At 70.6% G+C, this 13,190-nt stretch carries 11 protein-coding genes and 1 riboswitch; of the genes, 5 read left to right on the top strand and 6 right to left on the bottom strand.

Annotated elements, in window-relative coordinates:
* Nucleotides 1–62: 62 nt before the first annotated feature.
* Nucleotides 63–566, top strand: coding sequence for a peptidylprolyl isomerase (locus ACFW2Y_RS29590; RefSeq protein ID WP_384885275.1), 504 nt, complete (start codon nt 63–65; stop codon nt 564–566).
* A gap of 269 nt (nt 567–835) precedes the next feature.
* On the opposite strand, the gene ACFW2Y_RS29595 is transcribed toward ACFW2Y_RS29590, so the two are convergent.
* Both ACFW2Y_RS29595 and ACFW2Y_RS29600 read right to left on the bottom strand, forming a co-directional pair.
* Nucleotides 836–1,084 carry a type B 50S ribosomal protein L31 gene (locus ACFW2Y_RS29595; protein WP_384885276.1) on the bottom strand — a complete coding sequence of 83 codons (249 nt, stop codon included), beginning with the start codon at nt 1,082–1,084 and terminating at the stop codon, nt 836–838.
* Nucleotides 1,085–1,260: 176 nt separating this feature from the next.
* Nucleotides 1,261–3,792, bottom strand: a complete 2,532-nt coding sequence (locus ACFW2Y_RS29600; RefSeq protein WP_384885277.1) for a SpoIIE family protein phosphatase — start codon at nt 3,790–3,792, stop codon at nt 1,261–1,263.
* Between the two features lie 255 nt (nt 3,793–4,047).
* On the opposite strand from ACFW2Y_RS29600, the gene ACFW2Y_RS29605 reads away from it, so the two are divergent.
* Entirely contained in the window at nt 4,048–5,352 is a 1,305-nt protein-coding gene (locus tag ACFW2Y_RS29605; protein ID WP_384885278.1) for a phosphoribosyltransferase family protein, read from the top strand.
* Here the strand turns inward: ACFW2Y_RS29605 and ACFW2Y_RS29610 are convergent.
* Complete coding sequence (locus ACFW2Y_RS29610) at nt 5,336–6,208, bottom strand: transglycosylase SLT domain-containing protein (protein WP_384885279.1); 873 nt, start codon at nt 6,206–6,208, stop codon at nt 5,336–5,338. The genes ACFW2Y_RS29605 and ACFW2Y_RS29610 overlap by 17 nt on opposite strands.
* 4 nt (nt 6,209–6,212) lie before the next feature.
* Nucleotides 6,213–6,398: riboswitch (cyclic di-AMP (ydaO/yuaA leader) on the bottom strand.
* Between the two features lie 370 nt (nt 6,399–6,768).
* Between ACFW2Y_RS29610 and ACFW2Y_RS29615 the strand changes: the two genes are divergently transcribed.
* Nucleotides 6,769–7,371 carry a hypothetical protein gene (locus ACFW2Y_RS29615; protein WP_384885280.1) on the top strand — a complete coding sequence of 201 codons (603 nt, stop codon included), beginning with the start codon at nt 6,769–6,771 and terminating at the stop codon, nt 7,369–7,371.
* A gap of 61 nt (nt 7,372–7,432) precedes the next feature.
* Here the strand turns inward: ACFW2Y_RS29615 and ACFW2Y_RS29620 are convergent, their stop codons facing one another.
* Complete coding sequence (locus tag ACFW2Y_RS29620) at nt 7,433–9,457, bottom strand: phosphocholine-specific phospholipase C (protein ID WP_384885281.1); 2,025 nt, start codon at nt 9,455–9,457, stop codon at nt 7,433–7,435.
* A gap of 157 nt (nt 9,458–9,614) precedes the next feature.
* Nucleotides 9,615–10,418, bottom strand: coding sequence for a DeoR/GlpR family DNA-binding transcription regulator (locus ACFW2Y_RS29625; protein ID WP_384885283.1), 804 nt, complete (start codon nt 10,416–10,418; stop codon nt 9,615–9,617).
* A 174-nt stretch (nt 10,419–10,592) separates the two neighbouring features.
* Here ACFW2Y_RS29625 and ACFW2Y_RS29630 point away from each other — a divergent pair, with 174 nt between their 5' ends.
* Nucleotides 10,593–11,516, top strand: a complete 924-nt coding sequence (locus ACFW2Y_RS29630) for an SIS domain-containing protein (RefSeq protein WP_384885284.1) — start codon at nt 10,593–10,595, stop codon at nt 11,514–11,516.
* 38 nt (nt 11,517–11,554) lie between these two features.
* Nucleotides 11,555–12,388 (top strand): ketose-bisphosphate aldolase, encoded by an 834-nt coding sequence (locus tag ACFW2Y_RS29635; RefSeq protein ID WP_384885286.1) that lies wholly within the window; start codon nt 11,555–11,557, stop codon nt 12,386–12,388.
* Between the two features lie 145 nt (nt 12,389–12,533).
* On the opposite strand, the gene ACFW2Y_RS29640 is transcribed toward ACFW2Y_RS29635, so the two are convergent.
* Nucleotides 12,534–12,980 (bottom strand): nitroreductase family deazaflavin-dependent oxidoreductase, encoded by a 447-nt coding sequence (locus ACFW2Y_RS29640; protein ID WP_384885288.1) that lies wholly within the window; start codon nt 12,978–12,980, stop codon nt 12,534–12,536.
* Between the last annotated feature and the right edge of the window lie 210 nt (nt 12,981–13,190).

Raw genomic sequence — 13,190 nt, forward strand, 5'->3', positions numbered from 1 at the left:
CCATGACCCGGGAGGAGGCGGCCCGTGCGCGCGCCGTGCGTGAGTAATGACAGGATGTCCCCATGAGCGACAACGTTTACTTCGACATCACCATCAACGACGAGCCCGCGGGCCGCATCACCTTCAAGCTGTTCGACGACGTCGTCCCGAAGACGGCGCAGAACTTCCGCGAGCTCGCCACCGGCGTGCACGGCTTCGGCTACGCCGGTTCCCCGTTCCACCGCGTCATCCCGGACTTCATGCTCCAGGGCGGCGACTTCACCCGGGGCAACGGCACCGGCGGCAAGAGCATCTACGGCGAGAAGTTCGCCGACGAGAACTTCAAGCTCAAGCACGACCGCCCGTTCCTGCTCTCGATGGCCAACGCCGGCCCGAACACGAACGGCTCGCAGTTCTTCATCACCACGGTCGTCACCGGCTGGCTCGACGGCAAGCACGTGGTCTTCGGCGAGGTCGTCGAGGGCCAGGACCTGGTCAAGAAGATCGAGGCCCTCGGGTCCGGCACCGGCGCCACCCGCGCCGCCATCAAGGTCGCCGACTCCGGCATCGTGAAGTCCGAGGCCTGATCGCCTCACCGAGGTGAGCGAGGGCGGCGCGCCCCGCTCACGACCGGACCGGGGCGGGGAGCGCAGTCCACCACGCGTGTCCCCGCCTCCGCCCGCCCGACGCTCCGTCAACAGGCGCCTGACGCCTCCGTCCGCTCAGGTCACCACGACCACGGTCGTCCCACCGGAGAGGGAGACGGGGCGGAGCGTGAGCATCCTGCCCCCCTTCGCCCGACGTTCCCGGGAGTCGGGGCCGGCCCCTTCAGGAGTCTGCTAGTCGCCCCGAAGGGTCACTCCTCCTTTCCGTAGCGGCGCTGGAACGCGGCGATCCTGCCCTCGGAATCCACGGTTCGTGCCGTGCCCGTGTAGAACGGGTGGCTATCGGAGGAGATCTCGACGTCGATCACGGGATACGTCTTCCCGTCGTCCCACTCGATGGTCCGGTCGCTGGTCGCGGTGGACCGGGTCAGAAAGGCGTACCCCGCCGAGCGGTCGCGGAACACCACGGGGCCGTACTCGGGCTGCTTGTCCTGTTGCACGTGTCCTCCTCGGGCTGTCGCCCTGACTGGTCCGGCCTGATCGGCGCGGCATCCCAAGCCTCTCCGGGGCCACGATCCCCGACCAGTGCCGCGCGACCGACCGGGTGAGGGGCCGTCCCGTCGCGTGCGACCGTTCCGTCCGTCGCCCGTCCGCCGCCGTCCCCCTTCGGGGCCGATCAGCCCGTCTCCTCCCACCGCGAGGCGAGGAGCAGCGCGATGTCGTCCGGCCGGGACGTGGCGGCCCGCGCATCCCGGATCAGCCGATCGGCCGTCTCGCCCAGGGGCAGTGAGCCGGCGGCTGCGAACGCCCGGCTCAACCGCTCGATCCCCTCGTCGATGTCGCTGCCCGGCCGCTCCACCAGGCCGTCCGTGAACAGCGCGAGCACGGCCCCGGGAGCCAACTGCAGCCGTGTCACCGGGTACGAGGCCCGGACGTCGACCCCCAGGACCATCCCGCCCGCCAACTCCACCGACTCCGTCGTCCCGTCGGGCCGTCGCAGCAGCGGTTGGGGGTGCCCGGCCCGCACCGCCCGCGCATCCCCCGTCTCCGGATCGAGCAGTACGTAGCAGCAGCTCGCGAACTGCCCCGGATCCAGGTCGATCAGGAGCCGGTTGGTGCCCCGCATCACGTCCTGCGGCCGGTGGCCGCCCAGTGCGAACGCCCGGACCGCGCTGCGCAGCTGCCCCATCGTGGCCGCCGCCGCCACGCCGTGCCCCTGCACGTCGCCGATCACCAGGGCGAGCCGCCCGTGGTCGGTCTCGATCACGTCGTACCAGTCCCCTCCCACGTCCATGCCCGCAGTGCCCGGTAGGTACCGGCCCACCGTGTCCACCCCGTCCCGTACCAGCAGTCGGTGCGGCAGCAGTGCGTCCTGCAAACCGCGTGCCACCGCCGCCTCCGTGTCGTACCGCTGGGCCCGCTCCAAGGCCTGCGCGATCAGTCCCGCCAGCGCCGTGAGGACGGTCCGCTCTTCCGGGCTGAACCCGCGCGGAGCGTCGAAGCCGAGGATGCAGGAGCCCACCGGCCTGCCGGAGGCGATCAACGGCAGGAACGCCCGCGCCCCCGAGTCCGCGTCCAACGGCAGTCCCGGGTACGTCTCGCCGAGCTTGTCCATCGATTCGAAGAAGAGCGGCCTGCCGCTCGTCAGCGTCTCCACGCCCGGCAGCCGGGCGTCCAGGGCTACTCCGTCGAAGGGTTCGAGGAAGCCCGGCGGGAAACCCGTCTCCCAGGCCAGGTAGAGGCGCCGGTCGCTCAGCAGGTAGATCGCCAGCTGTCGACCGCCGAACGCAGGCAACAACTCCTCCGTCACCACCGCCGAAACCTGGCGCGCCGTCACCGCTTCGGAGAGCGCGATCGCCAGGGCCACCGGCCGGTACAGGGCCGCCGCCTGGTCGTCGGGTTCCGCCAGGACACCGCCCTCCCGTGCACCCCGTACCGCGTGCGGGGCCACTGGAGCGGGGCCCTCCTCGGGAACCAGTACCAGCGTCACCCCGTCCCGCCCGGGGTGCAGCGAGACCGACAGCCATTGGCCCCGCTCCGGGCGGGCCATGAAGCGCACCGGTTCCGTGGAGAGCAGGGCGGCGCGCAGTTGCTCCTCGTGGAAGGGGTGGGCGAGCCAGGGCAGTGCCTCCCACAGCGGCCGTCCCGCCAGGGCCCTGCGCGGCCGGCCGAGCAGGCTTTCCGTCCGTTCGTTGACGTAGGTGATGCGACCGAGGCGATCGGCCGCCAGGATCGCCCGCGGCAGGCGGTCCGTGGCGTCCGAGCCGATCAGCCCCGTACCGAGGTCCACGAGCGTGCCTTCGAGCCGCCTGCCACCGGGCGGGCCGGTCCCCGACGGGTTTCGCCGGGCCCGCGCGGACACCTCGAGCAGGTGGAGGCCGCCGTCCGGGCCCTTCAGCCGGATCCGCCGCACCGATGGCCGCCCCTCGGCCTCCGTGGCCTGCCGGGCAGCCGCCCACAGGGCGTACCCGTCCTCGGGATGGAGCAGTGACGTCAGCGCCTCGATGGAGCAGGGCGACGAGACCTCCGTTCCGAGGACGGCGAGGAGCCCGTCGTCCAGGGTGACCGTGCCGGTGGCCAGGTCCCAGGCGAAGGAACCGAAGCGGACCGGCGGGCCCGAAGCGATCGGTAGCTGCACGCACACCGGATCACCCGGCCACTCGACCTCGGTGCCCTGCCGGACGAGGTCGGCCAGGGTCTCGCCCAGACGGAGCGCGTCCTGGGTCATTCGCCTTCGGTCCCGTGCGTTCACCGGCATCCCGGGACTCGGCGCCCGCAGCGCCATGAGCACGCCGAAGCGCTCCCGGCCCGCGACCACGGGCGAGTACAGCGAGGCGAAGGGGAACGGCAGGCTCGCCACCAGTTGGGGAAAGCGCTGCATGGCCTCCTCGACGTCGGCGAGGTGGACGGACTGCCCCGAGCGGTGCACCTCAGAGACGGGAAACGGCCGGTTCGCGTGCATCCGCCACCACGGGCGGAACAATTGCCCGGGAAGCCCCACCAGGACGGCGAGCCGCAGCAGCCCCGGAGTGCCGGAGCGCAGGTACACCCCGCCCGCATAGCCGCCCACCTGCTCCACCGCTTCGACGGCGGCTTCCGCAAGTGCCCAGGTCAGCGCAGCCGGAGCCGGCCCGTCGTCGGCTCCGTTCTCGGACGGATGTCCGATGCCGCCCGCCGGGCCGTGGCCGGACACGCCGTGCGAGGTCACACAGACAGCATGCGCCAGGGACGAAGCCGCCCGCATCCGGGACCGGTGCGTTCACCGTCGTGAGCAGGGTGTTCCGCGGAGCTTGGGCCGGCTCCGTCCTCCTCTGCCGGGCCGGTGACTCCCCGGGCCGAGCGGCCGGGCCCGTCTTAGGCCTGCCGGTCACCGCGCCCCGTCTACCCTGGGAGGGGTGGGCAAGGGACGGACGACCGTGTTCTTCCCCGGGTCCGAGCCGCGCAGGCGGAAGGGCGGCCGATCATGTTCTTCAGCGACCGCAGTGACGCGGGGCGGCAGCTTGCCGCCCGGCTCGACCACCTCAAGGACCGGGACGTCGTGGTCCTCGGGCTCCCGCGGGGCGGCGTGCCCGTGGCTGCCGAGGTGGCGGACGCCCTCGATGCGCCGCTCGACATCTGCCTCGTACGCAAGCTCGGGGTCCCCCAGCAACCGGAGCTCGCGATGGGGGCGCTCGGGGAGGGGGGCGTCCGGGTGCTCAACGAGAGGGTGCTCCGCGAGGCCGGGGTGAGCGAACGCGAGCTCGCCGCCGTGGAAGCACGGGAGCACGTGGAGCTCGACCACCGGGCCCTCCGCTACCGGGGCGACCGGCCTTCCGTGCCGCTCGACGGACGGACGGTGGTGGTGGTCGACGACGGCCTGGCGACCGGGGCCACGGCCCTGGCGGCCTGCCGGGTGGTCCGCGCCCGTGGCGCTGCCCGGATCGTCCTCGCGGTCCCGGTGGCTCCGCGCGGCTGGACGACCCGGCTCGGCGGGGAGGTCGACGAGACCGTCAGCGTGCACACGCCGGACCGGTTCTTCGCGATCGGGCAGTTCTACCGGGACTTCTCACAGACCGCGGACGCCGAGGTCGTCGCCTGCCTGGACCGGAACAGGGCCGCGCGCGACCCGGTCGTGCAGGACACGGACGTGTGGATCCCGGTCACCGGCCGCACGCTCGCCGGACGGCTCGCGGTGCCCGAGGGAGCAGGTGGCATCGTCCTGTTCGCCCACGGCAGCGGAAGCAGTCGGCACAGCCCCCGGAACCGGGCGGTTGCCGCCGGGCTCAACCGGGCGGGGCTAGGGACGCTGCTCTTCGACCTGCTGACCGAGGCGGAGGCCACGGACCGGGCAAGGGTCTTCGACACCCCACTGCTCGCCGGGCGGCTTGCCGGGGCCACCGAATGGCTGGCCGCGCGGCCCGAGGGGGCCGGACTTCCCCTGGGGTACTTCGGGGCGAGCACCGGCGCGGCGGCTGCGCTGTGGGCGGCCGGCGACCCCGAGTCCCGGGTGAGCGCCGTCGTCTCGCGCGGCGGCCGGCCGGACCTCGCGGGTGAGCGCCTGGGGCGGGTGCGCGCCCCCACGCTCCTGGTGGTGGGGGGCGCGGACGCGCTGGTCCTCGACCTCAACAGGAGGGCCCAGTCACTGCTGCGCTGTGAGAACCGGCTCACCGTGGTGGGGGGTGCCGGCCACCTCTTCGAGGAGCCGGGGGCCCTGGAGGAGGTGGCGGAGCTCGCCACCTCCTGGTTCGACGACCACTTCCGGCGGCAGCGGGTCAGTACGCCCCGTTGACGTTGTCGATGGAGCCGTACCGGTCGGCCGCGTAGTTGCAGGCGGCGGTGATGTTGGCGACCGGGTCGAACAGGTCCATGGACGTACCGGGCACGTGGTAGGCGAGGAAGGTCGGCTCGATGACCTGCAGCAGCCCCTTCGAGGGGGTGCCAGCGGCGGCATTGGAGTCCCAGAGGTTGATGGCCCTGGGGTTTCCCGAGGACTCGCGCATGACGTTGCGGAGGATGCCGTCGTAGGTGCCGGGGATGCCCTGCTGGGCCATGATCGCCAGCGACTCCCTGATCCAGCCGTCGAGGTTGTCGGCGTAGTTGGTGGCGGCAACCGGAGCGGCCTTGACCGCAGCGGGGGCGGCCTGCGCTGCGGACGCGCCGGTGCCGGTGGTCACCACGGGGGCGGCCGGGCGGCGTTCGGAGCGGCTCGCGCGCTCGGTCGTCGTGGACTTCTTCGGCTTGCCCTGTGTGGCAACGGGCTTTGCGGAATTCTTATGAATCGTCAGCTTCAGACCGGGGTGAATGAGTGACGGGTTGTCACCCACGGCTCCCTTGTTGGCCCGGTAAAGGCTCTTCCAGCCGCCCTGGATTCCCTTCTTGTGGGCGATCAGGGAAAGCGAGTCACCGCTCACGACGGTGTAGGTGCGCGCGGCTGCCGGGGCGGTGACCGCCTTGGCGACGGCCGGGGCCGCGGGGCTGCTGAAGGGCCGGGCGGCCGTTTCCGGGGCCGCGGACGCCGGAGCGGCGTTGGCGGCGGCCGGCACGACCAGCGGCAAGGTCAATGCGGCGCCGCCCGTGCCCACCAGGGCCAGGCCACGGGAGACGGGACTACGACGGGGGCGGCGGTGCTTGCCGTGAGCAGGCATGACGGATTCCTCTCCGGTGCCTGCGAGGTGAGCTGTCGGGTTCGGACGGGAGGTGTCCGGCCGCGCGCACGCGGCTACACCCCGAGCCGTTCCGGATCACCGGACCGGCGTATTCGTGGGTCCCCCGCTCCTGCCGTCGGGTGAAAAGGGAGGTGTGTCGAGCGGCGGCAGGATTAGGCGATCCGCTCGAATGGAGGCGACCGTAGGCCAGTAATGCAACGGATAACAAGGGGAGCGGTTCTCGGGTATCGAAAAATGGATCAAGTAATTCCGCGAATTCAAGATCGATGATCTCTCCGGAATCTCGAACTTCCTTGCGCGGCAAGGGGAGGGGGGATCCTTCCGTCGAATGGATGGGGTGGGGAGTGAATCCCGTCACTCGATGCTTTATGTCTGATATGAGAAGTAATTCCATTCATGAGTAAATGTGCAGAAATTAGGTGTGATGTCACCGACTCGCCGGAGGTCGCCGCGGCGCGCCCTCTCCTTGCGAGGGTCAAAACTCGCAAAATGGACATTCAGCATTAAAGATGGGGGCAGTCGACCTAGGAGTCACCTCGATGTCCCCTTCCCCTCCGCTGCTCACCCCCGATGACCTTGACCGCGAGGCCGCCGCGCTCTTCGAGGACGCGGCCTGGCAGCAGATCGTCACCGGCGCGACCCCCGCCGGAAAGTCGGCCCCGTCGGAAGCGCACTGGCGGCAACTGCTCAGCGTGCCGGTGGAACGGTTGGTGGCCGATGCCCTCGCGGCCCTGCCGCAGGAGGTTCCTGCCGGGCGTCGCATCCCCGGCCGGATCGGCGCCGTGCTGCCCGACCGGCTCCACGCCTGGCGCCGCATCGGCCAGGTGGAGCTGCGTCCCTCGGTCCACCTGGGCTATGCCCGTCTGGTGCTGACGGAGTGGGGCTGGCAGAACGCTCCGTACAGACTGCGCAACGTCCGAGGTGCCCGGTGTGTCTGCGGGGCCCTCCTCGCCGCCCACCGCCTCGGCTACGGCGGCGCGGACACCATGAACGAGGCCGCCGCCTGGATCATGACGGAGCTTCGGGCCCGTGGGTGGCTGGATCTGATCGGTCCGTGGAACAGGGCCCCCGGCCGCACCGCCGCCGACGCACTGGCCCTTCTCGACGCCACGATCCGCCGCGCCGCGCACGCCGGCCGGTGACCCGCCCCGCCCGTCGCCGGGCGGCGGCAAGGAGGTCGCCGCCCGGTCGTGCGTCGGGGAATCAGCCGCTGGTGCTGGGCGCCCCGGTCTCGATGTGGCCGGTGTAGCGGCGCGACCACGTCCCGTCGACGTCGGCGACGATCGTGAAGTCGTACCAGCCGTCGTTGTACGCGACCGCGTTGAAGAAGTCCTCGCGACTGGAGTTCGCCGGCACCGTGTACGTCCACGGGCCGTCCGAGCGGTAGGCGTTCGAGCGGATCGTGAAGGTGACCGGTCCGGCCGAGGTGTTGGTCATCTTGAACCACAGGGCCGTCTTCCCCGTGCCCGCTTCGGGCGCGAACCGGGCCGCCACCTCGATGGCGCGGCCCGCCTTGGAGGCGTCCCCGATGAACCGGCGCAGGAAGCGGTTGGGGCCCATCATGGAGATGTCGTACTTACCGGAACCCCACCCCAGGCCTATGTTGAAGTAGTCGGACGCGGTGTCGCCGGGGTCCACGGTGTACTGCCAGGCGGCGGTGTCCCGGTACTGGTGCGGATGGATCGAGAAGTGCGCCGACCGCTTGGCCTCCGAGCCCTGGTTCGTCATCGAGAACCAGGCCAGGATCTTCCCCGCGGCGCCGAACTCGAAGCGGTCGAGGTTGCCGTTCGCCTGGTACGGCAGGGCGCGTGCCGGGCGCGTGCCGGGCTCCTGGGAGGGCAGGGCGTTGTTCTGGGGGGCCGGGTTCGGTAGCGGGGCGCAGGCGGCCTGGCCGATGACCTTTGCCGTGGAAGGAAGGGCGGAGGGCACTCCGTACACCGGGTTGGCGAAGTCGAAGACCCCGGTGAGGTCGCCCGTCACCTTCCTCCGCCAGGTGCTGATGTGGGGGCAGAGGGCCGGGGTGCCGAGGGCCGTCGTCCAGGTCTCCATGAAGCGCAGTACGGAGGTGTGGTCGAAGACCTCGGAGCTCACCCAGCCGCCCCTGGTCCACGGGGACATGACAAGCATGGGGACGCGGAAGCCCAGCCCGATCGGTACGCCGTCGATGTACTCGCCCGGTGTGCCCGGAGGGGCGATCGGCGGCGGCACGTGGTCGAAGAAGCCGTCGTTCTCGTCGTAGTTGAGGAACAGCACCGTGGAGTCGAACACGTCGGGGTTCGCGGCCAGTGCGCGGTAGACGAGGTCGACGAAGTGGGCGCCGTCTCCGGGCGGAGCGTAGGGGTGCTCGGAGAAGGCCTCGCTCGCGACCACCCACGACACCTGCGGAAGGGTGCCCGCGAGGGCGTCAGCGCGGATCGCCGCGGCGATGTCGTCCGGCGTCGAGCCGGTCACCTTCGGGACGGAGCCCATGCCCCGGTCGTACAGGGGGTCTCCGGGGCGCGCATTGGTGAACTTCTTGAAGTAGGCGAGGCCGTTGTCGCCGTAGTTGTCCTGGGCGTTCTGGTAGACCTTCCAACTCACTCCGGCGCGTTGGAGCGCCTCGGCGTACGTCTCCCAGGTCAGGCCCGACTCCTCGCCCCCGTCCTTGCTGGAAGCGTCGATCTTCCCGCTCCACAGGAAGGTCCGGTTGGGGCCGGTGGAACTCAGCGCAGAGCAGAAGTACGCGTCGCATATCGTGTAGTGGTCGGCGAGCGCGTGGTGGAAGGGGATGTCCCCGCGGTCGAGGTGGCCCAGCGTCCGGGTGTTGCCCACGCCCGTGACCCAGTTGTCGAGGCGGCCCTTGTTCCATGCCGCGTGCTGTGAGGTCCAACTGTGGGGCAGGTCGCCGTTGCACTGTGCGAGGGTCTCGCCGTCGACGCCGCCGGCGGGCGGGGTGTCGCTGAGCTTCCAGGGGTACTGGCGGCTGCCCCAGTTGGGCTGGTTGAACATGCCCCAGCCGCCCGGCAGGTTGCCCGCGGCGCGATCGCCGAACCCCCGTACGCCCTTCAGGGTGCCGAAGTAGTGGTCGAAGCTGCGGTTCTCCTGCATGAGGATCACCACGTGCCGGACGTCGGTGAGGGTGCCGGTCGCGCTGCTCGCGGCTGCGGACGCCCGGACCGGTGGTAGGGCGGCTCCCGCCATGAGTCCGGCACCGATGCCGACGAACCCCCTGCGACTGATGGGAATCATGCTCCGCCTCTCGTGTCGCGGTGTGCCCCAGTGGCACGTCGCAGACATGATGGGGGAGGAGGGCTTAAAGGTATACATCCATGCGGTAATTACTGCGTGAACACGCAAAGTCTTTGTTTGGCCAGGGATGGAATTGGTCTACGAGGAAACCAATGAGTCAGACGGCGAGGACCCTGACCCCTGCTTCGGTGAGCTGGGCGACCGTCTCCGGGGCGATGTCGGTATCGGTCACCAGGAGGTCGATCCGGTCCAGACCACAGATCCGCGCAAACGCCCGCCGTCCCATCTTCGAGGAGTCGGTCACCACGACGACGCGGCTGGCGCGTTCCGTGAAGAGGCGACTGATGCTGGCTTCGTCCTCCTGGTGGGCCATCACGCCGAGTTCGGGGTCGATCCCGTCGACGCCGAGCACCACCGCGTCGAGCACGACTTCGTTGAGCACCCCCACCGTCAGCGGGCCGACCAGTTCGTAGGTCTGGGGGCGCGCGACGCCACCCGTGGTGACGATCTTGATCTGTGGGCGCACCGCGAGCTCGCCCGCGATGTTGAGGGCATTGGTGACCACGGTGAGGGCGGGGCCGGCCGGTGCGGCTCCGAGGGCCTCCGCCCGGCCGCTTGCGAAGCGCAAGGCCAGTGCGCGGGCGACTTCCGTCGTCGTCGTGCCGCCGTTCAGTCCGACGACCTCGCCGGGGGCGACCAGGTCCGCGGCGGCCTCGGCGATTCGCCGCTTCTCCGATGCCCTGCGGGTCGACTTGTACCGCAGGGGCAGCTCGTACGAGACGCCGTGTGCGACCGCCCCGCCGCGCGTCCGTACCAGCAACTGCTGTTCGGCGAGCTCGTCGAGGTCCCGGCGGATCGTGGCGGCGGAGACGTCGAGCGTCGTTGCCGTCTCTTCCACCTCCAACTTCCCCGAAGCCGCCAGTAGTTCGAGGAGCGTGTTCCACCGGTCGTGCTTGGACATGGGTCCCTCCCTCCGCGGGGTCGTACTCATGTCGCGATCCCGCTCGTGCGCGCGTCCGATTCTATCGGCCGGTAGGCGGAGGATCTGGAAAAGGTCTGCATGTTTCTGATTGAATAGAGCCGTCTTCAAGCATCTTCCGTCATTATCGTGCAGCTTTCTTGCAAGGAGATCGGCATGACCAGCACGCGCACCGCCGAGGAGATCGCCTCCCAGCCCGCCACCTGGCGCCAGTCGGCCCGTACGCTGCCCCGGCACGTCACGGCCCTGCCCCGACGCGGCGAGAGGGTCGCGGTGGTCGGCTGCGGCACCTCCTGGTTCATGGCGCTCGCCTACGCGGAGCTGCGCGAGTCCGGCGGCCACGGCGAGACCGATGCCTTCGCCGCTTCCGAATTCCCCTTCGGCCGCCGCTACGACAGGGTCGTCGCCCTCACGCGCTCCGGCACCACCAGCGAGGTCCTCGCCGTGTTGTCCCGACTGCGCGGCACGGTTCCCACCGGCGCGATCACGGCAGACCCCACGACCCCCGTGATGGACCTCGCGGACGAGGTGGCCGTCCTCGACTTCGCCGACGAGGAGTCCGTCGTCCAGACGCGCTTCGCGACCACTGCCCTCTCCTTGTTCCGTGCGCACCTGGAGTTCGAGGAAGCCCTCCCGGAAGGGCTCGGAACCGTCGAAGAGGCTGCACGGGACGCCGAGCAGGCCCTCGCCTCCCCGCTCGACGAGAACGTGCGCACGGCAGAGCAGTTCACCTTCCTCGGCTCGGGGTGGACCTACGGCCTGGCCCTGGAGGCCGGTCTGAAGATGCGCGAGGCCGCCGGTGCCTGGACCGAGGCCTACCCCTCCATGGAGTACCGCCACGGCCCGATCAGTATCACCGGTCCCGGTCGGGTGACCTGGGGCTTCGGTGCCCTGCCCGTCGGACTCGCGGACGAGGTGCGGAAGGTGGGCGGCACGCTCGTCGAGAGCGATCTCGACCCGCTTGCGGACCTCGTCCGGGCCCAGCGCCTCGCCGTTGCGGTCGCCGAGGACCGGGGGCTGAACCCGGACACCCCTCGGAACCTGACCCGCTCCGTCGTCCTCACCGACGTCCGTGCCTGACCGTCGTACCGTGCCGGCCCACTTCCGGGAGAAGGACCATGCCGCTCGCGCCCACTGATGAGATCGTCCGTCGTGCCCGAGCTGCGGGCAGGGGAGTGGGGGCGTTCAACGTCCTCCAGCTCGAACACGCGCACGCGATCGTGGCCGGCGCGGAAAACGCCGACCGACCGGTCGTCCTCCAGATCAGCGAGAACACCGTTCGCTACCACGGAGCCCTGGAGCCGGTCGCACTCGCTTCCCTGGCCGTCGCCCGTGCCGCCAAGGTCCCCGTTGCCGTCCACCTGGATCACGCGGAGAACCCCGACCTCGTCCGCGAGGCCGTCGCCCTCGGCCTGGGCTCGGTCATGTTCGACGCCGCGAAACTTCCGTACGCGGAGAACGTCGCCGCGACCCGCGAGGTCGTGGAGCACTGCCACCGCCACGGCGTCTGGGTCGAGGCCGAACTCGGCGAGGTCGGCGGCAAGGGAGGCGCACACACCCCGGGCGTACGGACGGACCCCGAGGAGGCCCGTGCCTTCGTCGCCGCCACCGGCGTCGACGCGCTCGCGGTGGCGGTGGGCAGTGCCCACCAGATGGTCACTCGGGATGCGGTGCTGGACTTCGCCCTGATCGCCCGACTGCGTGCCGCCGTCGACGTCCCGCTCGTCCTGCACGGTTCTTCGGGAGTGTCGAACCCTCACCTGACTGCGGCCGTCGCAGCGGGCATGACCAAGGTGAACGTCTCCACCCACCTGAACAAGGCCTTCACCGAAGCGGTCCGCAACCACCTCGCCGACCACCCCGAGGCGGTCGACCCCCGCCGCTACCTGACTCCGGCCCGCGCTGCCGTGGCCCGCGAGGTCGGCCACCTCCTCACGGTGCTGTCGTCGTGACCCCGGGCCGCACGGGGCCTCCTGAACCGCCGTCGGGCGAATCCGTGCGGCCGTCCACGCAGGGCCGCACGGCCGTGCGGCCGAAGGGGCACCGGAAGTCCGGCCTCCACGTGCCGAGCGCGGCGCGGCTCCCGGTGCAGTGCACCTATGACTCTCGGGTGACCGGTTCGGCGACGAAGAGGGGGATCTCCCGGTCGGTCTTGCACTGGTAGTCGGCGTAGTCCGGGAACGCCTCGACGGCCCGGTCCCACCAGACCCGGCGCTCCTCACCGGTGACGAGGCGGGTCATCATGTCCTGCACCTCCGTGCCGTCACGCAGTTCGACGAGCGGCGCGGCGACCAGGTTGTGGTACCAGACGGGGTGCTTGACCGCGCCGCCGTTGGAGGCGACGAGCGCGTACGCACCCCCGTGCTCGACCCGCATGAGCGGGGTCTTGCGGAGCTTGCCGCTCTTGGCACCGAGGTTGGTGACCAGGACGACGGGGAGGCCCCGCATGGTCGTTCCCTTGGTGCCTCCGGAGGATTCGTACAGCTCGACCTGGTTGCGCACCCACGTCGAAGTGCTGGGCTCGTATTCGCCGGAGAGGGGCATCGGCGTGCGTCCTTTCGGAGGGCGTTCGGAGACGTCGGCTTGCACCCCCGACGCTATCCGACACCCCTGCTCCCGGCCGGTCGACGTTCCGGCGGGGCCTTGTCAGTCCTCGCCACTAGTAGTGCTTGGTCAGGTCGTGTTTGGTGGTGCGTGTCCTTCGGGTTGTGTGTCGCGTTGTGGGTGTGTGACTCCGGACGAAATGGCTGCGGT

This window comes from Streptomyces sp. NPDC058877 (assembly GCF_042742855.1).
GTDB lineage: Bacteria > Actinomycetota > Actinomycetes > Streptomycetales > Streptomycetaceae > Streptomyces.